General features: G+C 74.8%; 14 protein-coding genes and 2 pseudogenes. 10 read left to right on the plus strand and 6 right to left on the minus strand.

Translation table 11 applies throughout. The annotated features are described in order from the left end of the window. The first annotated feature begins 7 nt into the window (after positions 1-7). Positions 8-763: an arylmalonate decarboxylase gene (locus tag ACH5AO_RS27665; RefSeq protein ID WP_398929247.1), complete on the plus strand. Its 756-nt coding sequence runs from the start codon at positions 8-10 to the stop codon at positions 761-763. A gap of 66 nt (positions 764-829) precedes the next feature. On the opposite strand, the gene ACH5AO_RS27670 is transcribed toward ACH5AO_RS27665, so the two are convergent. The 4 genes from ACH5AO_RS27670 to ACH5AO_RS27685 form a co-directional block, all read right to left on the minus strand. Next, positions 830-1,519 carry a response regulator transcription factor gene (locus tag ACH5AO_RS27670; RefSeq protein WP_398929249.1) on the minus strand — a complete coding sequence of 230 codons (690 nt, stop codon included), beginning with the start codon at positions 1,517-1,519 and terminating at the stop codon, positions 830-832. A gap of 29 nt (positions 1,520-1,548) precedes the next feature. Next, on the minus strand, positions 1,549-2,775 hold the full coding sequence (locus ACH5AO_RS27675) for a transposase (protein WP_398929251.1): 1,227 nt from the start codon (positions 2,773-2,775) through the stop codon (positions 1,549-1,551). 409 nt (positions 2,776-3,184) lie between these two features. Then, positions 3,185-4,456, minus strand: a complete 1,272-nt coding sequence (locus tag ACH5AO_RS27680) for an MFS transporter (protein ID WP_398929253.1) — start codon at positions 4,454-4,456, stop codon at positions 3,185-3,187. Between the two features lie 211 nt (positions 4,457-4,667). Continuing rightward, on the minus strand, positions 4,668-5,216 hold the full coding sequence (locus tag ACH5AO_RS27685) for an SDR family oxidoreductase (protein ID WP_398929255.1): 549 nt from the start codon (positions 5,214-5,216) through the stop codon (positions 4,668-4,670). Between the two features lie 175 nt (positions 5,217-5,391). Here ACH5AO_RS27685 and ACH5AO_RS27690 point away from each other — a divergent pair, with 175 nt between their 5' ends. From ACH5AO_RS27690 to ACH5AO_RS27720, 7 genes and pseudogenes are all read left to right on the plus strand, one after another. Beyond that, positions 5,392-8,991 (plus strand): AfsR/SARP family transcriptional regulator, encoded by a 3,600-nt coding sequence (locus tag ACH5AO_RS27690; protein WP_398929257.1) that lies wholly within the window; start codon positions 5,392-5,394, stop codon positions 8,989-8,991. 30 nt (positions 8,992-9,021) lie between these two features. Beyond that, positions 9,022-9,152, plus strand: a pseudogene (locus ACH5AO_RS27695) (hydroxypyruvate isomerase); the annotation flags it as partial. A 172-nt stretch (positions 9,153-9,324) separates the two neighbouring features. Further along, entirely contained in the window at positions 9,325-9,573 is a 249-nt protein-coding gene (locus tag ACH5AO_RS27700) for a hypothetical protein (RefSeq protein ID WP_398929259.1), read from the plus strand. Positions 9,574-9,734: 161 nt separating this feature from the next. Next, positions 9,735-10,433: a TIGR04222 domain-containing membrane protein gene (locus ACH5AO_RS27705; RefSeq protein WP_398929261.1), complete on the plus strand. Its 699-nt coding sequence runs from the start codon at positions 9,735-9,737 to the stop codon at positions 10,431-10,433. 409 nt (positions 10,434-10,842) lie between these two features. Then, complete coding sequence (locus ACH5AO_RS27710; protein ID WP_398929263.1) at positions 10,843-11,535, plus strand: hypothetical protein; 693 nt, start codon at positions 10,843-10,845, stop codon at positions 11,533-11,535. A gap of 130 nt (positions 11,536-11,665) precedes the next feature. Further along, positions 11,666-11,950, plus strand: a pseudogene (locus ACH5AO_RS27715) (GNAT family N-acetyltransferase); the annotation flags it as partial. Positions 11,951-12,067: 117 nt separating this feature from the next. After that, a complete protein-coding gene (locus ACH5AO_RS27720; protein ID WP_398929276.1) occupies positions 12,068-12,583 on the plus strand; it encodes a GNAT family N-acetyltransferase in 516 nt (171 codons plus the stop codon). Here the strand turns inward: ACH5AO_RS27720 and ACH5AO_RS27725 are convergent. Beyond that, positions 12,580-14,193 (minus strand): AMP-binding protein, encoded by a 1,614-nt coding sequence (locus ACH5AO_RS27725; RefSeq protein WP_398929265.1) that lies wholly within the window; start codon positions 14,191-14,193, stop codon positions 12,580-12,582. The two genes, ACH5AO_RS27720 and ACH5AO_RS27725, sit on opposite strands and share 4 nt — an antisense overlap. Beyond that, the gene (locus ACH5AO_RS27730; protein WP_398929267.1) at positions 14,190-15,863 is read right to left on the minus strand and encodes an AMP-binding protein; all 1,674 of its coding nucleotides are present in this window, start codon (positions 15,861-15,863) and stop codon (positions 14,190-14,192) included. Before ACH5AO_RS27730 ends, ACH5AO_RS27725 begins: the two co-directional genes overlap by 4 nt. A gap of 268 nt (positions 15,864-16,131) precedes the next feature. Between ACH5AO_RS27730 and ACH5AO_RS27735 the strand changes: the two genes are divergently transcribed. After that, complete coding sequence (locus ACH5AO_RS27735) at positions 16,132-18,942, plus strand: AAA family ATPase (RefSeq protein WP_398929268.1); 2,811 nt, start codon at positions 16,132-16,134, stop codon at positions 18,940-18,942. 221 nt (positions 18,943-19,163) lie between these two features. Beyond that, on the plus strand, positions 19,164-19,955 hold the full coding sequence (locus tag ACH5AO_RS27740) for a S1 family peptidase (RefSeq protein ID WP_398929270.1): 792 nt from the start codon (positions 19,164-19,166) through the stop codon (positions 19,953-19,955). Positions 19,956-20,191 lie beyond the last annotated feature (236 nt).

Below are 20,191 nucleotides of genomic sequence, written 5' to 3' on the forward strand. Positions count from 1 at the left end.
TGAGGTCATGGATCTCTTCTCGCTGCCCCGGCTGGGGGTCGTCGTACCGCCGGAGAACCCGACGGCGGAACCCGAGTTCAACCATCTGCTCGGGGCCGGCACGAATGTGTACACCACCCGTTTCCCGGTGACGCCCGGTCTGGATCTCAGGGCGATGCTGGAGACGTACAACGATGCGCTGCCGGAGCTGCTCGGGAGTTTCGGGGCTCTGCGGTTGGACGCGACCGTGGTGGCGTGCAGCGCCTCGCACTACCTGCTGGGCCCCGACGGCGACCGGGAGTTCTGCGACGAGCTGTCCCGGCGGGCCGGATCGCCGGTCGGGTCCTCCACGCAGGCCATCCTCGCGGCCTGCGCGGCGCTCGGGGTGACCCGCCTGACGCTGGTCTCCCCGTACGAGCCGTGGCTCACCGACGCCTCCCGCGCCTTCTGGGAGGAGGCGGGCCTCACGGTCGACAAAGTGGTGAGGGTGCCGGCGGCCGACGCGGACGCGGACGGCGGGGCGCGTTACGACCCGTACGCGGTGACGACCGGGGCGATCCTGCGGCGGATACGGGAGCGGGAGCTGCCCGCCGGCACGGCGCTGCTGTTCACCGGTACGGGTATGGGCACGCTCGCCGCGCTCACCGAGCTGGCCCGGCGGGAGCCGCGCCGCACGCTGCTGTCGTCGAACCTGGCGTCGGCCTGGTGGGCGCGGCAGGTGGCGGGGGCGACCGGCGCGGCCCGCCATCCGCTGCTGCGGCGGCTGGAGCACGCGCCGGCGTGACGTGGGGTGGGGCAGGCGGTGCGGGGCTGAACGGGCGGGCGGTCCGACGGGGGACCGCCCGCCCGTTCAGCCCGCGGACGTCTCGGGTACGCGCCAGGCGTAGCCCATGCGGTAGCCGACGCCCCGGACGGTGATGATCCAGCCGTTGAAGCCGAGTTTCGCCCGGAGGCTGCTGACGTGGGTGTCGATGGTGCGACTGGCGTGACCCCAGTCACTCCCCCAGACCCGCGCCATCAATTCCTTGCGTGTGACGACCTTCTCAGGGGTGGCCGCCAAGGTGTACAGCAGCTCGAATTCCTTCGACGTGACGCCGACGAGCCGGTCGCGCAACCGTACTTCCCGGCGCCGCGGATCGATGTGCAGATCGTGCAGGGAAATGGCCTCCGGAAGGATCTGCCGGGGCTGGGACCGGCGCAGTACCGCCTCGATCCGGGCGACTATTTCGCGGAATCCCCAGGTTTTCACCACGCAGTCGTCCGCGCCCGCGTTCAGGACGAGAACGCGCTCCAGTTCGTCATCGGCCTCGGTGACGGCCATCAGCGCCGTGTTGCCGTTCATCCTCAGGGACCGGCACAGTTCCAGTCCGTCGATATCGGGCAACTCCAGGGAGAACAGCACCAGATCGGCGTCGCCACAGCCGCGCACGGCCTGTTCCCCGGTGCAGGTGCCGCGCGCGGCGAATCCCTGACGCCGCAGATCGCGCACCATGGCCGCGACGGCGGCGCCGTCCGGCTCCACCACGAGTACCCGTCTCACGTAGCCCACCCTTTCTCCTCGGTTCTGCGTCAGTTCGGCGTGCCGGTGAGTGCGGCGGCCGATGGATCCGGTGCACGGGCCGGCGCGTCCGGGGGCACGGGGCCCTTGCCGGGCGCGTCGGCCAGGCACTGGTAGACATAGGCGGCCGAGGCCATGGTCATGTGGTGGTGCCAGCCGGGGAACGAACGGCCCTCGAAGTCGAGGACGCCGAACCGCCGGCCGAGCACGGCCACGGCCGTGAGCGCGGCAGCGTGTCCGCGGGCGAGCCGCAGGACCTCCTCCACCCGGTGGTCCATGAGCGTGGTGAGCCAGTACCGGGCCGGCCGCCGCCCCTCCGGGTCGGGCCGCTCCAGCGTGCGGTACGGACGGGCGCCGGCGTCGTCCCCGCCGCCGGGCCCCGGCAGCCCCAGCGTGCCCGCGTACGTGTGCACGGGCACCGCCCGCGTCCGGCCGTCAGGGGCCCGGCCCAGGATCACGTGCGTCTGCCGGGCGTGCCGGTCCTCCATGAGCGCGCGCACGGTGGTGGCGGGCTGGTGCCGCCCCGCCGGCACCGGCTGGTCGGGGGTGACCTCGCACACCACGTCCGCGCCCTGCCGGGCGAGGCCGGCCAGGACACCGGCCGCGTCGTCGCACCGCGTCAGGTCCAGCACCCAGGGCAGGCGCGGTAAGTGCGGCTGTGCGGCCGCGTCAGCGGCGTATCCGAGGACATGGTCGGCGACCGCGCGCCCCGTCTCGGCGGCGGGAACGCGCGCGCGGCGCATGCGCTCCCGGTCCGCGTTCCAGCCGCCGCCCAGCACCAGGCCCCAGTCGACCGGGTAGCAGTGCCCGCCCGCAACCAGGAAGAGACCCAGTGCGCGCTGGCAGTTGACGGTGCGTCCGGTCGTCCGGTCGACCCTCCGGTGCACGCCGACCGAATGCTCGCCGCGCTTGGGAATGATGAGTTCGGCGACGGTCCAGGCGTACGGTGTCGTGCTCGCGGCCACCCGCCGGGCGAGGCGGCGGCGCACCGGGGTCCAGTCCCACGGGCTGGCGTTGATGAACTGGTGCAGGCCGTGAGCCGCGGCCGGCGGCAAGGACGTCGTCAGCGCCATGCTCCGCGGTGTCTTCTTGCCGGACGCGTGGAGCAGCGCCCACAAGTACGCCTGAGCCCAGCGGCGCTGCTCGGAACGCTGGAACGCCTGGAACACCTCGTCCACGAAGCTCCGCAGGCCCGCGCCCTCTCCCAGCACCGCCGCGCTCACCTCACTCGACGACATGTGACGCCACTCCCCCTCGTTCCTCGCCGCCGTCCACGTCCGGGTGGCCACATGGCACACACGCACGAGGCGAAAGTACCGTCCGGGCCGAGGTTTGCCCGGTTCGCCGCCCGATTTCGCGAACTCGCCCCCTGACCTGCGAAAACACTCTGTCACCGGGCGTGCGCGAAGAGCGCGTGCGGGGGGCCGGGAGCGGCTCTACCAGTACCGGAGCACTCCTCGGCGGATTCGCGGGGTGAAGTGTCAACAAATCATGAACATGCGTCCGGCCGGACCGCGACGGGCCGGCCCGCGGGCGAACGGTGAACATGCGGCGGGAATCGCGCCGGCCCCGGAGGGCGCCGCGCCGGCCCCGGAGGGCGGGCCGTGCGGCCTGCTCTCCGGGGCCGGTCCTCAGGTTTCCGGGGCGTCAGGTGGCCGGGTCCGAAACGGGTGCCGCTCCCTCCGCCGGGGCCACCGGGCGGTGCGCCGGGAAGCCCGCCCGGCGGGCATACAGGACGACCGCGATCACCGGCAGCAGGAGCACCAGCACCGTCCAGGGGAACGACTCGCTGCCCGCCTCGTCCAGCAGGATCCCGCCGGCGATGCCGCCGCCCGCCATGGCCGCGTTCCAGAGGGTGACCAGCATCGCCTGCGCCGAGTCGGCGTGGTCGCCGCCGGCGTCGCCCACGGCCGTCTGGAGCAGCGTCGGCACACCGCCCCAGCCCAGGCCCCACAGCACCACCGCGACGTAGACGAGGGCGGTGCTGTCGGACAGGACGGCCAGCAGCGCGGCCGCCACGGCCACCAGCACGGCGCCGCCGACGGTCAGCCCGCGCAGCCGGCGGTTGATCTGCGCGCCGACGATCCAGATGCTCGCCAGCGACGCCCCGCCGAAGACGAGCAGTACCAGGCCCGTGCTGCCGCCCAGGCCGATGTCGTCGAGGTAGGTGGCGATGTACGCGTACAGGACGGTGTGGGCGAGGACGAAGACGAGCGTGACGAAGAGGACCGGGGTGACGCCGGGGACGCGCAGGGCGCGCAGCATCCTGGGCCGCTCGCCGCGCGCCTGTCCGGGAAAGTCCGGTACGGCCGCCAGGATCCAGACGAACAGGACCACCGTGAGCACCGTCATCGACAGGAACGCCACGCGCCAGCCGAGCCAGTCGCCGAGGAAGGTACCGGCGGGCACGCCCAGGGAGAGGGCGACGGGGATGCCCGCCATGGCGATGGCCATGGCCTTGCCCTGGAGGTGCACGGGGGCCATGCGCCGCGCGTAGCCGGCGAGCAGGGCCCAGGCCAGGCCGGCCGCGACACCGGCCACGAACCGCGCCACCATGGTCAGCCCGTAGACGGACGACACGGCGGTCACCGTGTTGGCGAGGGCGAAGCCGCCCACGGCGGTGAGCAGCAGTTTCCTGCGCCGCCAGCCCGAGGTGGCGGCGGTGAGCGGAAGCGCGGTCAGGGCGGTGCCGACGGCGTAGACGGTGACGGTCTGACCGGTGGCGGACTCGCTCACCCCGAGGTCCCGGCTCATCGCGGGCAGCAGTCCGGCGGGCAGGGTCTCGGTGAGGCTGGTGATGAAGACGGCGGTGGCGAGGGCGAGCAGGGCGAACAGCGGGAGTCTCTGCTCGCCGCCCTCGCCGTCCTTCGGGTCCGGTGCCGCCGCGGCATCGCGTGCCGTGTCGGATGCGGTGCTCATGGGATGTGCTCCAGGTCTTCGGGATCGGGAGGCGGGGGCCTCGGTGGGGAGGCGGGGACGGGTGGTGGACACGGTGGGTGCCGGTTCACGGGGCGGCGGTGGCCGTCTCGCGGGACGGGCGGTCCGCGGGTGGCGGCGGGGCGGTCCGCGTGCGGGCGGTGGCCGGTCCGGGGGACGGTGGGGGCCGGTCCGGGGGACGGCGGTGGCCCGTTCACGGGGAGCCGAGGCCGCCGTCGACGGGGAGCCGGGCACCCGTGGTGAACGTCGCCTCGGTGGCGAGGAAGAGCGCGGCGCGGGCCACCTCCTCGGCGGCGCCGAGACGGCCCAGCGGGGGCAGGGGTACGGCGCCGGCGCCCGGCGCCTCGATACAGCCCGGCGCCACGGCGTTGACGCGGATGCCCCGCGCCACCAGCTCGGCGGCCAGCGCCCGTACGGCGTCGGGGCACGGGGTGGGCGAGGTGAGCACCAGCGCGCCGCCGTCCCGGAGGTGGCCCAGCAGGGGCCGTGCGACCGGGATGGCGTCGGAGAAGAGCAGGTCGACCCCGTCGCCGGCGCACGCGGCCAGCGCGGCCCCGACGCCGGACGGGGCGACGACGCGGGCGGCCTGGCCCAGTTCGCCGGCGGCGTGCGCGCGTTCCCCGGCGGTGCGGGCGGCCAGCAGGACCGTGGCCCCGCCCTCCACCAGGCGCTTGGCGATGGCCAGGCCGATACCGCCGGCCCCGCCGACGACGAGGGCTTCGGTGTGCGCGTACTTGGTCATGGTCGCCGCTCCTTCCGCGGTGCCCGTCCTCGCCGGTGCGTGGTACCGCCCACGGGACGACTCTGCGTCCGGGCGCTTCGGGGAACCTTCGGAAAACCTTCGGGCCGGTCGCCCCCGGTCCGGACGGGCCGTCGTGGTGTCCGGGGCCGGTCGCCGGGCGGGTACGGTGACGCCCATGCGGTTTGGGGTGCTCGGGCCACTGGTGGTGTGGGACGGGGAGGGGCGGGAGGTCAAGGTTCCCGAGGCCAAGGTCCGGGCGCTGCTCGCGGACCTGCTCGCGCACGAGGGGGCGCCGGTCTCCGCCGACCGGCTCATCGGCGACCTGTGGGGCGACGAGCCTCCCGGCCGCCCTTCGGGCGCCCTCCAGGCCAAGGTCTCCCAACTGCGCCGGGTCCTCGGCCGGGAACGGGTGGTGCGGCAGCCGCCGGGCTACCGGCTGCGGCTCGACGGGGGCGACGAGGTGGACGCCGCGCGGTTCGGCGCCCTGGTGGCCGAGGCTCACACCGTCGGGGACCCCCGCGCCCGGGCGGCGCTGCTCACCGAGGCGCTGGAGCTGTGGCGGGGGCCGGCGTACGCCGACTTCGCCGACGAGCCGTTCGTACGGGGGCCCGCGCAGAGACTCGCGGAGCAGCGTCTGTCGGTGCTGGAGGCACAGGCGCAGGCCCGTCTGGAGGCGGGCGGGCACGCCCTCCTCGCCGGTGAACTCGCCGACCTGGTGGCCCGGCACCCGCTGCGGGAGCGGCTGCGGGCGCTCCAGATGCGGGCCCTGTACGCGGCGGGCCGCCAGAGCGAGGCCCTCGCCTCCTACGACGACCTGCGCGCCCGCCTCGCCGACGAGCTGGGCGTCGACCCGAGCCCCGAACTCGCCGCCCTGCACGGCGCGGTGCTCCGCCAGGACCCGCGGCTGGACGCGGGGTCACCGGGTGCCGCAGGCCCGTCGGGGACGACGGGGACGACGGGCGTCACAGCGCCCGAGCAGTCCTCGGACGCCGCGAGCCGCACAGCAGCGGACGGAACGCCGGACGCGGCGGAGATGTCCGGAGCAGCGGGTGCCGCGCACCCGCCAGGAGCGGTCGACGTCGTGGGAGCCACCAGAGCTTCCGAGGCCACCGGGGCTTCGACGGCCACGGGCGTCACGGATGCGGCGAGGACGCCCGGCGCCACGGGAGCCGCGGTCGCTAATGCCGCGCATGCTCCCAGTCCCTCCGACCTCCCCGTCCCCCTCACCCCCCTCATCGGCCGACGCGACGCCCTCGCCCGCCTCTCCCTGCTGCTCGCGGAGTCACGGCTGGTGACGCTCACCGGCCCCGGCGGCGTCGGCAAGACCCGGCTGGCCGTGGCGGCGGCCGCCGCCGAGCGGGACGGCACCGCCCGGTCCGGTCGACCGGCGGACACCGTATGGCTCGTGGAGTTCTCCGGTGTCCGCGCCGGCACCTCCGCCGACCTGGCCCAGGTCGTCGCCGCCGCCCTGGGCGTCCGGGACGACGCCCCCGCTCCGCTGCCGGGCACCGGCACCGCCGTCCCGTCACTGCCGCACCGCCTCGCCGCCGTGCTGCGGGACCGCCGCGCCCTGCTCGTCCTGGACAACTGCGAGCACGTGGTCGACGCCGCCGCCGAACTCGCCGAGCTGCTCCTGCGCACCGCCCCCGGCCTGCGGGTCCTGGCCACCGGGCAGGAACCGCTCGGACTGCCGGGCGAGGCGGTGTTCCTCGTGGAGCCGCTGTCGCCCGACGACGCCGTGCGGCTGTTCATGGAGCGGGCGGCCGCCGCGGCCCCCGGCTTCCCGCGCGACCCCGACGCCCCGGACGAGCCCGACCGGCGGGCCGTCGCCGAGATCTGCCACCGCCTCGACGGCATCCCGCTCGCCCTGGAACTCGCCGCAACCCGCGTACGGGCCCTGGGCGTGAGGGAGTTGGCGGCGCGGCTGCACGACCGCTTCCGGGTGCTGACGTTCGGGCGGCGCGGCGCCCCGGCACGCCAGCAGACGCTGCGGGCGATGATCGACTGGAGCTGGGAGCTGCTCAGCGCGCCCGAGCGCATCGTGCTGCGCCGCCTGGCCGCGCACCGCGACGGCTGCGATCTGGAGGCCGCCGAGGCGGTCTGCGCGGGAAACGGCGTCGGCCGGGAGGAGGTACCGGATCTCGTCACCAGGCTGGTCGACCGGTCCCTGGTGGTCGTGGTGGCCGACCCTACCGGGCCCCGCTACCGGCTGCTGGAGTCCGTCGCGGCGTACGCCACCGAGCGGCTGCACGAGATGGAGGACCTCACCGCCGTACGGGACCGGCATCTGCGCCATTACCGGGAGCTGGCCGAGCGGGCCGAGCCGCGGTTGCGCGGCGCCGGGCAGCGGTCGTGGCTGGCCCGGCTGGACGCCGAAGCGGGCAACCTCCGGGCGGCGCTGGACGAGGCGGTGCGCCGCGCGGAGGCGGGCGAGCCCGAGGAGGCGGTCCGGCTGGCCACCGCCCTGGCCTGGTGGTGGCTGCTGCGCGGCCGGCTCACCGAGGCCCGCCGCAGCCTGGGTTCGGTACCGGCGGCGCCCCCCGGAGCCCTCGTGCACGCCGAACTCGGCCTGCTGCACACCGCGTTCGCCCTGCTGACCGGAGACCGCACGGCGGTCGGCGGCACGGTACCGGCGGGCGGCTGCGGCCCGGGCGGCCGGCTCGCCGCCGCCGGCAGGGCCGTCCCCGACCCGGTGCGCCGGGCCCGCGCGCTGTGGCTGTGCGCGTACGGCCTGTTCAGCGCGGGTGACGTGGGCGAGGCCGAGAAGCTGAACGGCCATGCCCTCGCCCTTTTCACCGACGCGCGGGACGAGTGGGGCACCGCCGCCGCGCTCGGGCTGCGCGCGACGCTGGCGCTGGTCCGCGGCGACCTCGCCGGACTCGGTCGCGACGGTCTGCGCGGTGCCCGGATCTTCCGCGAACTGGGCGATCAGTGGGGCGAGTTGCAGACCGTCTCCCCGCTCGCCGCGCTCGCCGAGATCAAGGGTGCCTACGCGGAGGCCGAGCGTCTTCAGCACGAAGGGCTCCGGATGGCGAGGGAGTTGGGGCTGGAGGCCGAGGTGTCCGCCCGGCTGTCGGGGCTCGGCCGCCTGGCGCTGCTCGCCGGCGCCTGGGACCGCGCCCGCGACCTGCACGAGCAGGCGCGCCGGATCGCCGTCGAGCAGGGCTACAAGTACGGGGAGATCCACTCCGAGATGGGTCTCGCGCTGGGCGCGCGCCGCTCCGGCGACCTCGACGGGGCCGAGGCGCATCTGCTGCGCATCCGCGACGGCCACGCCGATGTGTCGTCCCGGGCGGGCGACCACCTCCTCCAGGCCGAGCTGGGTTTCGTCGCCGAACTGCGGGGAGACGCCCACGCCGCGGCGGCGCACCACGGGGAGGGGCTGGAGATCGCCCGCGCGCTCGCCGAGCCCCGCGCCCTGGCGCTGTCGCTGGAGGGCCTCGCGGGCGCGGCGGCCTTGTCCCGCGCGGTTCCGGGGGCGTCCGGCGCCGCCGTCCTGCTGGGCGCGGCCGCCGCCGCCCGCGGCCGGGCCGGGGCACCGCTGCCGCCCGCCGAGCGCACCGACGTCGACCGGGTCACCGCCGCTGCCCGCACCGTCCTGGGCGCGTCCGCTTTCACTGAGGCGTACACGCGCGGCACCCGCCTGTCGCCGGAGGAGGCCGTCCGGCACGCCCGTACGACCGGAGCCCTGCCGGCGCCGGGGCCCCGCACGGCTGATTCCCGGCGGTCCGGCCCTCTCGACAAGCCAGGAGAACCAACAACAAGCTTCCATTGAAAAGAAAAAACCTTCCACACGGCTGCCCGGCCCGACCGAGGCGCCCTGTCCGTGCCCGGCGAGGAGTCGGAGCGGTTCCGCGCCAGCGTCGACGTGTGGCCGCCGATCTCGCCGGGTCCCTGCGCTGTACGGCCCTGAACGCGCCGTACGGCGCGCGGGTCTGACCGGCCCGCGCCCCGCACGGCCCTCCGGCCGGCACCTGTCCTGCCGCGCCCGGCCTCACGCCGCCGGACGGTCACCCCCGGGGCGGCGCCCGGACGCGGACGGTCCCGCATCCGGGCGCGCTCCCCCGCCCAGGGTGCGGATCCGTCCGGTGCGCAGCAGCCTGGGGGCATGGCACCTCCAGCACATCCCACGGAACATCCGCACATCGTGGTGCACTCCCCGGCTCTGGACGGGTCCCGGCGGGTCACCTCCGGCGACGACACGCTGGGCATCGCCACGCACGTCGACGACGTGGGCGAGATCCTGCGGCTGGCCGACCTGTACGTCACCGATGTCGAGGGGACGGACCTGATCGAGTGGCAGGGCGGCGGCCCCGACGACTGGCCGGGACTGTCGGAGCACCACGAGACGACCTGAGCGCCTCTACACCATCGGCTGTACGCCGGGTACGTCACCCTCAAATGAACCTCTGGAAGCGGCCCGGAACGCTTCGACCACCACCATGGGCGGGCACACTCCTGGCACACGGGGCCCGCCGACACGGGGGCGGCGGGCCCCGGCCGAGGGGGTGTCATGCCATGACCGGCACCGGAGGCGTCCAGGGGACGCCGCATGAGATCGCCCTGCTGTCCGGCGGTCCGCGCGCCGCGGTCACGGTGGCCGTGGTCGCCCTGCACCTGCGGGGCGCGGTCGAGGCGGGCGCGCCGGGCACGATCCGGGCGGTCGACGGGGAGGCGGGGCGGGCCCTGCCCCCGCTGCCGCCACCGGGGGTCTCGCTGGACGTGGCGGCCGAGGTCGCCGTGGGGCGGGTGGACGCTCTCACCGGCGAGGTGCGCGCGTTGTACCTGGAGAGCGCCGTCTATCACTGCCTGGAGGAGCCCTCCGAGATCCGGGAGTTGCTGCGGCACCCGGACGTCCGCTGGGCGCTGGCCGAGGTGCGGGTCGGGCTGGCGGACGCGGGGATGCTGCGTGCCACGCCGCTCAGGCCGACCAGGGCCGCCCGCCGGCGGGTGAAGGTCCTGCGGAAGGCGTTCCCGGTGCCGTCGAGCAGGCACGGCCTGACGGACGACAGGAAACTGCTCGCCATCGCGTTGCACGGCAAGCCCGCGCTGAGCACCCTCGTGCCGCGCTTCGCCCTGCGGGCGGGGCTGACCGAACGGGTCAAGATCAGGGACAAGGGCCTGCGCGGCTCCTCCGGCGGCGGCACCTACGGCGGTGGCGGCGCTCCCCTCAGCTGCGGTGGCGGCGGCGGATGCGGCGGCGGGGGCGGGGGGTGAGCACGTCCGGGAGGGCAGACCTCCAGTGCCCTGAGCGACGTCGGGACGTGCCCCGACGTCGGTCGCGAGTTCCTCGAACCCGGTGACGTCCTGGGCGCGGGACGCGGCGGGTGCGGGTGCAGCCCTCGACATGGCGGGCGGGGGTGTGGGTGATGCCGCCGGAGGCCTTGAGCGCCGCGCGGAAGGGGGTGATCGCCGCGCTGGGGGCACCGAACGCGTCGGTGACGCCCTCGCCCCTGAGGATGTCGACCGCTGTGCGGGCAACGGTCGTCCGGGCCTGGAATGGATGTGGGGCCGGTGGCCGAACTCGTCAAGACCCGTCAAGCCCCGTCAAGAGGGGCAAGTGCCGGACACACGGCGGACCGGTGGAGGACGATGGGCGTCGTCCCGAGAGCACAGGAGGGGGGCCATGCCCGAGAGCGTGCCGGTGCGCTGTCCTGCCTGCCGGCGCTCGCACCGCTACACGGCACCGTCGTACCCCTGCGCGTGCGGCGCGCCCGTCGCGCCGCCGCTGGACCTGGACGGGGTGCCCGCTCCGGTCGGGCACCGCGCCTGGGACGAGGAGTGGGTCGCCGTGCGGTGTGGGCGCTGCGGGCTCCGCGGCGAGTGGCCGCGGCCGGAACTGGGGTGCCCGTGCGGGACGGTGCTGCTGATCCCGGTGGCCGGGCCATCGGCACTCCACGTCCCGGCGGGGCGGCCCGGGACCTCCGCCGCGCGGGACACGGGCCAGGACGAGGACCGGGACGCGGTCACGGCCGCCGTGCTGCACCTGCGCCGGCTCGGCCACGAGGACGTCCGCCGCACCGGCCGGCCCTCCCCCTCCGGTGTCGAGCTGGCGGGCCGCGGCGTCCTCGCCCAGGTCGGCCCGCCGGCACGTCCGGCGACCCCGCGGGACGTGGAGTGCCTGTGGCTGGCGGCGATGACCGCGTCCGCCGTCTGCCGGTACTTCACCGCCGTCGGGTACACCGAGGAGGCGCGGGCCCGCGCCGACACGCTGGACGTCCCGCTGTTCCTGCTCGGCCCCGCCGGCACCCCGCGGCCGGTGAACGGCCCCGCCGAGGCACTGGACGCCGACGGGGCACTGGACACCGACGGCGCCTGAAAACCCGGCGACGCGCCCGCCGCCGGCGTCCGATACTCGGCGGATGCGCATCCGTCCCGCCGCACCCGGTGAACTGCCCGCCCTCCAGGACATCGAACGGGCCGCCGGCGCCCCGTTCCGCGACCTCGGCATGCCGGAGATCGCCGACGACGACCCGCCCGCCCCGGATGTGCTGGAGTACTACCGCCGGGCGGGCCGCTGCTGGGTGGCGGACGGCGAACGAGGCCGGCCCGTGGCGTACTTGACCGCCGGACCCGTGGACGGCGCCCTCCACGTGGAGCAGGTCTCCGTCCACCCGGACGCCGCCCGCCGGGGCGTGGGCCGGGCGCTGCTCGACCACGCCGCCGCCCACGCCCGCGAGCAGGGCCTGACCGCGCTGACGCTGACCACGTTCGCCGACGTCCCGTGGAACGCCCCGTACTACGCGCGTCTCGGCTTCCGCACGCTGGGCGAGCCCGAACTCACGCCGGGCCTGCGGCGGATCCGCGCCGAGGAGGCCGGGCACGGGCTCGACCGGTGGCCGCGCGTGTGCATGCGCCGGGACGTCCCCCCGCACCCGCGGCACGCGGGCCCGACCGCCCGGACGACGATCAGACCGGCGCGTGAGCGGGACCTCCCCGGTTTCCTCGGCCTGGCGGCCCAGGTCGAGCAGTGGTTCGGCCCGATGGTCGGGGAGCCGGGCTTCCACGACGCGGTGCGCGAACACATCGCCGGCTCCCGAGCACTCGTCGCCGAGTCCTCGGGTCCTGACCTCCTCGGCGGACTGCTGTTCGGGGGCGAGGCGCCGACGTATCACGTGCACTGGCTCGTCGTCTCGCACCGGGCGCGGGGGAAGGGCGTCGGCCGCGCGCTGATGGCGGAGGCGGTGCGCCGGTGGGTGCGTGGGCCGGGTGACCTCGAGGTGGTCACCTTCGGGGCCGACCACCCCGGCGCCGTCGGCAGCGGCGCCCGCGTCTTCTACGAGCGCCTCGGCTTCACCCCCGCCGAGGCCGCCGCTCCGGGTCCGGAGGGCGGCTCCCGGCAGGTGTTCCGGCGGACCCTCGCTTAATCCTCGGCCGCGTACCGCTCCCGCAGTTCGATCTTGCGTACCTTCCCGGACACCGTCATCGGGAAGGTGTCGAGGAGCTGGAGCCGGCTCGGGATCTTGTAGTGGGCGAGGCGGTCCGCGCAGAAGGCGCGCAGTTCGTCCAGGGTGAGCGGGTCGGCCGGGTCGCGCGGGATGACGCAGGCGAGCACCTCCTCGCCGTACCGCTCGTGCGCGACCCCGACGACCTGGACGTCCGCGATCTTCGGGTGGGCGTGGAGGAACTCCTCGACCTCGCGCGGGTAGATGTTCTCCCCGCCCCGGATGATCATGTCCTTGATGCGGCCGACGATCTCCACGTAGCCGTCCTCGCGCATCACCGCGAGGTCCCCGGTGTGCATCCAGCGGCCCGCGTCGACGGCCTCGGCGGTCCTCTCGGGCTCGTTCCAGTAGCCGAGCATCACGCTGTAGCCACGGGTGCACAACTCCCCCGCGCTGCCGCGTGGTCGGGTCACCCCGGTGACCGGATCGACGACCTTGACCTCGATGTGCGGCAGCACCCGGCCGACGGTGCCGGTGCGGTGTTCCAGGTCGTCGTCCATGCGGGTCTGGAGCGAGACCGGGGAGGTCTCGGTCATGCCGTAGCAGATGGAGACCTGCTCCATGTACATCTCGGCGACCACCCGCTTCATCACCTCCACCGGGCAGGGCGAGCCCGCCATGATGCCGGTGCGCAGCGAGGTGAGGTCGTACGACGCGAAGCCGGGCAGGTTCAGTTCGGCGATGAACATGGTGGGCACGCCGTAGAGCGAGGTGCAGCGCTCGCGCTGGACGGCCTCCAGGGTGGCCTTCGGCTCGAAGGAGGGGGCCGGGATGACGATGCAGGCGCCGTGGGAGGTGGCGCCCAGGTTGCCCATGACCATGCCGAAGCAGTGGTAGAACGGCACGGGCAGGCAGACGCGGTCCTGTTCGGTGTAGCCGACGGTACGGCCCACCCAGTAGCCGTTGTTGAGGATGTTGTGGTGGGAGAGCGTGGCGCCCTTCGGGAAGCCCGTGGTGCCCGAGGTGTACTGGATGTTGATGGGGTCGTCGCAGCTCAGTCCGGCGGCGATCTCGTCGAGCCGCTCCGGCGGTACGGCGGACGCGCCCGCGGTCAGCGCGTCCCAGGACGGGTCGCCGATGTAGACGGTCTCCCGCAGGCCGGGGCAGGCTCCGCGTACCTGGTCCACCAGTGCCCGGTAGTCGCTGCCCTTGTGGGCGAGGGAGGAGACCAGCAGCGAGATCCCGGACTGCCTGAGCACGTACTCCAGCTCGTGCGCCCGGTAGGCCGGGTTGATGTTCACCATGATGACGCCGATGCGGGCGGTGGCGTACTGCACCAGCACCCATTCGGGGCAGTTGACGGCCCAGATGCCGACCCGGTCGCCCTTCTCGACGCCCTTCGCCAGCAGTCCGCGCGCCACCTCGTCGACGGCGGCGCCGAACTCGGCGTAGGTCCAGCGCCGTCCGGACGGTACGTCGACGAGGGCCTCGCGGTCGGGCCACGCGGCGACGGCCCGGCCGAGGTCGGCGCCGATGGTGTCGCCGAGCAGCGGGGTCTCGTCGGTCCCGTGCGTGTAGGAGAGTGCGGTCACCGGAAGTCCTCCTCGCGGTACTCGGCGGTGGAGCCGGCGGCCGTGGCCTCGCGCAGTTCGATGCGGCGGATCTTGCCGGAGACGGTCTTGGGCAGTTCGCCGAACTCCAGGCGGCGGATCCGCTTGTAGGGGGCGAGCGTCTCGCGGGAGTGCTCGAAGAGCACCTTCGCGGTGTCCGGGCCGGGCTGCCAGCCCTCCGCGAGCACGATGTACGCCTTGGGGACGGCCAGCCGCAGTTCGTCCGGGGCGGGCACGACGGCCGCCTCGGCGACCGCCTCGTGCTCCAGCAGGGCGCTCTCCAGCTCGAAGGGGCTGATCTTGTAGTCGCTCGCCTTGAAGACGTCGTCCGCGCGGCCGACGTAGGTGATGTACCCGTCCTCGTCGCGGGAACCGATGTCGCCCGTCCGGTAGTAGCCGCCGGCCATCGCCTCGGCGGTGCGGTCGGGGTCGCCGTGGTAGCCGGTCATCAGGCCCACCGGGTGGTCGGAGAGGTCGAGGGCGATCTCGCCCTCGGTGGCGCCGGGCGCGCCGGAGACCGGGTCGAGGAGTTCGACGCGGTAGCCGGGGCTGGGGCGGCCCATGGAGCCGGTCTTGAGGACCTGGCCGGGGCTGTTGGAGACCTGGACGGCGGTCTCGGTCTGGCCGAAGCCGTCCCGGATGGTGACGCCCCAGGCGCGCCGGACCTGCTCGATGACCTCGGGGTTGAGCGGCTCGCCGGCGGCGACGACCTCGCGGGGCGGGGTGCGCAGCAGGCCCAGGTCGGCCTGGATGAGCATGCGCCACACGGTCGGCGGGGCGCAGAAGGTGGTGACGCCGGCCTTGTCCATCTCGGCCATCAGGCGGGGTGCGTCGAAGCGGGTGTAGTTGTGCAGGAAGACGGTGGCCTCGGCGTTCCACGGGGCGAAGAGGTTGGACCAGGCGTGCTTGGCCCAGCCGGGCGAGGAGATGTTGAGGTGCACGTCGCCGGGGCGCAGGCCGATCCAGTACATGGTCGCCAGGTGGCCGATCGGGTACGAGGTGTGGGTGTGCTCGACCAGTTTGGGGCGGGCGGTGGTGCCGGAGGTGAAGTACAGCATCAGGGGGTCGTCGGAGAGGGTGGGTCCGTCGGGCGTGAAGTGCTCGGCGGCGCCGTGGGCGTCCGCGTACGGCTGCCAGCTCCCGCCGGCTCCCTCCCCCACGGCGATCCGGGTGTAGTCGCCGGGCACCTCGTCGAACTTCGCGGTGTCGGCGGCGCGTGCGATCACATGGCGGACGCGGCCCCGTTCGACGCGGTCGCGCAGGTCGGCGGGGCCGAGCAGCGGGGTGGCCGGGATGACCACGGCGCGCAGTTTCATCGCGGCGAGGGCGGTCTCCCACAGCTCGGCCTGGTTGCCGAGCATCACCAGCACCCGGTCCTCGGCGCGCACGCCCCGCTGCCGCAGCCAGGTGGCGACCTGGTCGGAGCGGCGGGACAGGGCTGCGAAGGACAGCCGGGTCTCGTGGCCGTCCTCCTCGACGAGGTGCAGGGCGGTGCGGTCGTTGCCGTCCGCGATCACGTCGAACCAGTCGAGGGCCCAGTTGAACCGGTCGGGCCGGGGCCAGACGAAGTCCCGGTGGGCGGTGGCGTAGTCCTCGCGGTGTTCCAGCAGGAAGTCCCGGGCCCTGCGGAACGCCTCCGTCGCCGTCGTCATGTCTCCTCCTCATGCCGGACCATTGCCGGGCGGCTCCGCGACATCGTGTAATCCGTGACGTGGGTCTCCCTACCCCGGGCGGCGGGGCGGCTCGCCGGACGGGGCGGTTGTCACGGGTTTGCGTCGTTTTCCCCTGACGGGCATTACCAGCGATACGGCTTTGGTTTTACCGTCGCCGGCCCGCTGTAATTTGCCTCACTACACGGTCCGCCCGGAATTAAGGAACCTGTTGCCTAATATTGGCCAGGACACGCCCACGGAGGGAGCGGTGACCGTGCGACGGGACTTCAAGGAGCCTGCCAGGTGCCGCCCCGACCTGGTCATAGGGCGGGAGGAGCTGTACTCCGAGGCGCGGGAGCAGCTCGCCCGAGGGGGCAGCGTGCTGCTGCACGGCCCGGCGGGAATAGGAAAGTCGACCGTGCTGCGGGCACTCGCTGCCGAAAACGCCGGTGCGGCGGGGACGGTGTTGCGCTGCTCCGCCACGGAGTCAGAATCCCACCTTCCGTTCCTGGCGCTGGCCGATCTGTTCGGTCTGGTCCTCGACAAGGTGTCCGCCCGGCTGCCCGCCGCCCAGCGCACCGCCCTGGAGTCGGCGCTCACCGGGCGCGGGGAGTCCTCCCTCCAGCGGGACGGCCTCGCGCTGCGTCTCGCGGTGCTGTCCACGCTGCGGGCGCTGGCCGCCGAGGGGCCGGTCCTCATCGTCGCCGACGACCTCCAGTGGCTGGATTCCGCCAGTGCCGAGCTCCTCGGCTTCGCCGCCCGGCGGCTCGGCGACAGCCCGGTGCGGATGCTGTGCGCGGTACGCACGGACGGCGAGGAGTACGACCGTCATCTGCGCGCCTGCCCGCCGGACACGCTCGCGGTGCGGCTGGGCCCGTTCTCCCGCACCCAGGTGTCCGCGCTGCTCGACCACCGCGGCTACACCGGTCTGTCCCGTTCCACGGCCCGGGACATCCACCGCACCAGCGGCGGCAACCCGCTGTTCGCCCTCGAGCTGGGCCGCGCCCTCGCCGAGAGCCCCACCCGGCCCAGACCGGGCGAGCCGCTGCCGGTGCCGACCTCGCTGCGGGCGCTGGTGCTGAGCCGCCTGGAGATGCTGTCGGACGAGGCGCGCCGCACCCTGTTGGTGGCCAGCGCGGGCGCCCGCCCCACCCTGGCGCTGCTGCACGCGGCCGGCCGGGAGAACGCCGAGGCGGAGACGGCGCAGGCCGCCGCGCTCGGTCTGCTGGCGACGGACTCCGAGGAGCCGGCGCTGCGGTTCGCGCATCCGCTGATCTCGGCCGCCCTGTACGCGGAGGCGCCGGCGCGGGAGCGGCGGGCGGTGCACACGGCGCTGTCCACGGCGGCCTCCGACCCCATCGAGCGGGCCCGGCACCTGGCGCTGGCCGCCACCGGCCCCGACCCCCGGGTGGCGGCCCGGCTCGCCGAGGCCGCCGCGCTGTCCCGGGACCGCGGGGCGCCCTCGGTCGCCGCCTCGCTCGGGCTGCTCGCCGCCCGGCACACCCCGGCCGACGGCGATCCCGGCCCCGACGCGCGGCGGCTGCAGGCCGCCGAGGACGCGATCACCGCCGGTGAGGTCGACCTGGCCCGGGACATAGCGCGCGAGGTGCTGACCCGGGCGACGGTGCCGGCCGAGCGGGTGCGGGCGTGGATGGTGGTCATCGAGGCGGCCGGGCAGGCGCTCGGCGAGGTCGACGCCGTCTTCCCGCAGGTGCTGGCCGACGCCGGCGACGACCCCCGGCTGCTGGCCCTGGTCCACTACCAGCTGGCCTGGCGGGAGGTGGTGGTCGACGGCGACTTCGCCAAGTCCCGCCAGGAGGCCGCGCACGCCGCGGAGCTGGCCGCGCGGGGCGGTGACCGGCGCACCGAGCTGATGGCGCTGGCCTTCCAGTCGTCCACCGAGACCCTGATGGGCCACCCCGACGCCCCCGCGACCATCCAGCGGGCGCTCCAGGAGCCCCAGGACCCCGACGTGGCCTGCCACCACAACGGCGCCGCCATGGCGAGGTTCCGCTGGCTGCTGATGAGCGACCAGCTGCCTCAGGCCCGTACGGCCATCACGGCGCTGCTGCGGGAGGCGCGGCGGCGCGGCATGGTGGAGAGCGAGGTGCACTTCTCGCGGCTGCTCGCCGACACCGAGCTGCGCTTCGGGCACTGCGGCCGGGCCCTGGACCTGGCCCGCGAGAGCCTGCGGCTGGCCCGGGACTCCGGGATCGGCGAGAGCGCCTCGGCCATGCTCGCCTCGCTCGCGGAGGCGTCGGGCGGGGACGTGGAGCGGGCGCTGACGCTGGCCCGCGAGGCGGCGGACCACGCCGAGGTGGACGGCGACCAGTTGTACCTCTCCCTCGCCCTGGCCGCCCTCGGCTACGCCCAGTTGGTGGCGGGGGACGCGCAGGGCGCGGTCCGTTCGCTGCGCCGGGTGCGGGAGCTGGAGCAGGGCATGGGCATCAGCGACCCGGCGCGGGGCCGCTGGCAGGGCGACCTCGCCGAGGCGCTGGTGCGGATCGGTGAGCCCGGCGAGGCGCAGGAGCTCATCGACGTCACCCGGGTGCACGCGCTGCGGCTGAACCGCGCGAGCGTCCTCGCGGTGCTCGACCGCGCCGAGGCGCTGGTGCGCGCGGCACGTGGCGAACGCCAGACGGCTCAGGCGCAGCTGGCGTCGGCGCAGGAGCGGCTCGCCACGCTGGGGTACGGCCTGGAGGAGGCGCGGGCCGCCTTCGCGCTGGCCCGGCTGCGCGGGCGGGGCCCGGCGCCGGCGGCGTACGACGAGGCCGCCCGGCTGTTCCGGCGCTGCCGCGCGCTGCCGTGGCTGCGCCAGGTGGAGCAGGCGGTGGCCGCGGGTCCCACGGAGGCGGAGACCGTGCCCGCCGCGGCGCCGGGCGCCCTGGACGGGCTGGCCGCGATGGAACGGCAGGTCGCCGCGCTGGTGATGGAGGGCGCCACCAACCGGGAGATCGCCGGCCGGCTGTTCATCAGCGTCAAGACCGTCGAGGCGACCCTCACCCGGGTCTACCGCAAGCTGGGCATCCGCTCACGGGTCGACATCGTCCGCCTGGCCGCGGGCCGCCGCACGCCGTAGCCCCTCGGGGCGCCACCGGGGTGCCATCGGGGTGCCATCGGGGCGACCGAGGGTTTTCCCTGCCCCAACTCCCTTAGGGGGTTCCCTCATTGGGACGATCGCGCTCCGGGTCGTAGCGTGACGGCGTGCCGCTCGCCGGGCACACGGGGGCCTGTCCCGAGACCCCCGTGCTCCACCCCCACCCCCGTGCGACCCCCACCGGCCGTCCCGTGAGGAGACCCATGTCCGGGCTCACCCGTGCCAAGAAGGCCGCCGCCGTCTGCGCGGCCACCGCTGCCGCCGCCGCGACGGCGCTGATCGCCGCTCCCTCCGCCGTCGCCGCCCCGCAGCCGATCGTCGGCGGTACGACGACCACGGCGTCCGCGTACCCGTTCATGATGCAGATCACCGACGCCTCGCAGAACCAGTTCTGCGGCGGCACCCTCGTCTCGCCCACCAAGGTGGTCACGGCCGCGCACTGCATGGTCGGCGAGACCACGGGCAGCGTGCGCGTGGTCGGCGGGCGCACCTACCGCAACGGCACCAACGGCACGGTCGCCAGAGTCAGCCGGATATGGATCCACCCCAGCTACAGAAGCGTCACCCGGGGCGACGACGTGGCCGTGCTGACCCTGTCGACGTCGATGCCGTACACCACCGCGTCCTACGTGTCCTCCTCCGACACCTCGGTGTACGCGGCCGGCACGACCGCCCGCATCGTCGGCTGGGGCACCACCTCCTCGGGCGGCGGCTCCTCCAACCAGCTGCGCACCGCGACCGTGCCGACCGTCTCCGACACCAGCTGCCGCGGCTCCTACGGCAGCCGGTACGTGCAGAGCGACATGGTGTGCGCCGGCTACTCCTCCGGCGGTGTGGACACCTGCCAGGGCGACAGCGGCGGACCGCTGCTGATCGGCGGCCGGCTGGCGGGCATCACCTCCTGGGGCGACGGCTGCGCGGCGGCCGGCTACCCGGGCGTCTACACCCGGCTGACCACGTTCTCCGCGGACGTGACGGCACAGGTCAACGGGTGACGGACACCCCCGTGAATTCCTGAGTACCCCTCAGGTGACAGACCAGGGGGCGGGGGGGGGGGGGCCGCGCCCCCCCCCCCCCCCCCCCCCCCCCCCCCCCCCGCCACCCCCCCCCCCCCCCCCCCCCCCCCCCCCCCCCCCCGGGTCGTGCAGGTCGTCGGTGGCGCGGCTCATGCGGTCCGCCTCTCGTGGGGAAGATGACATGCACTCGCTTTTCGATATGTCGAACGCCATCT

The organism is Streptomyces sp. NPDC018964 (genome assembly GCF_044390325.1).
GTDB lineage: Bacteria > Actinomycetota > Actinomycetes > Streptomycetales > Streptomycetaceae > Streptomyces.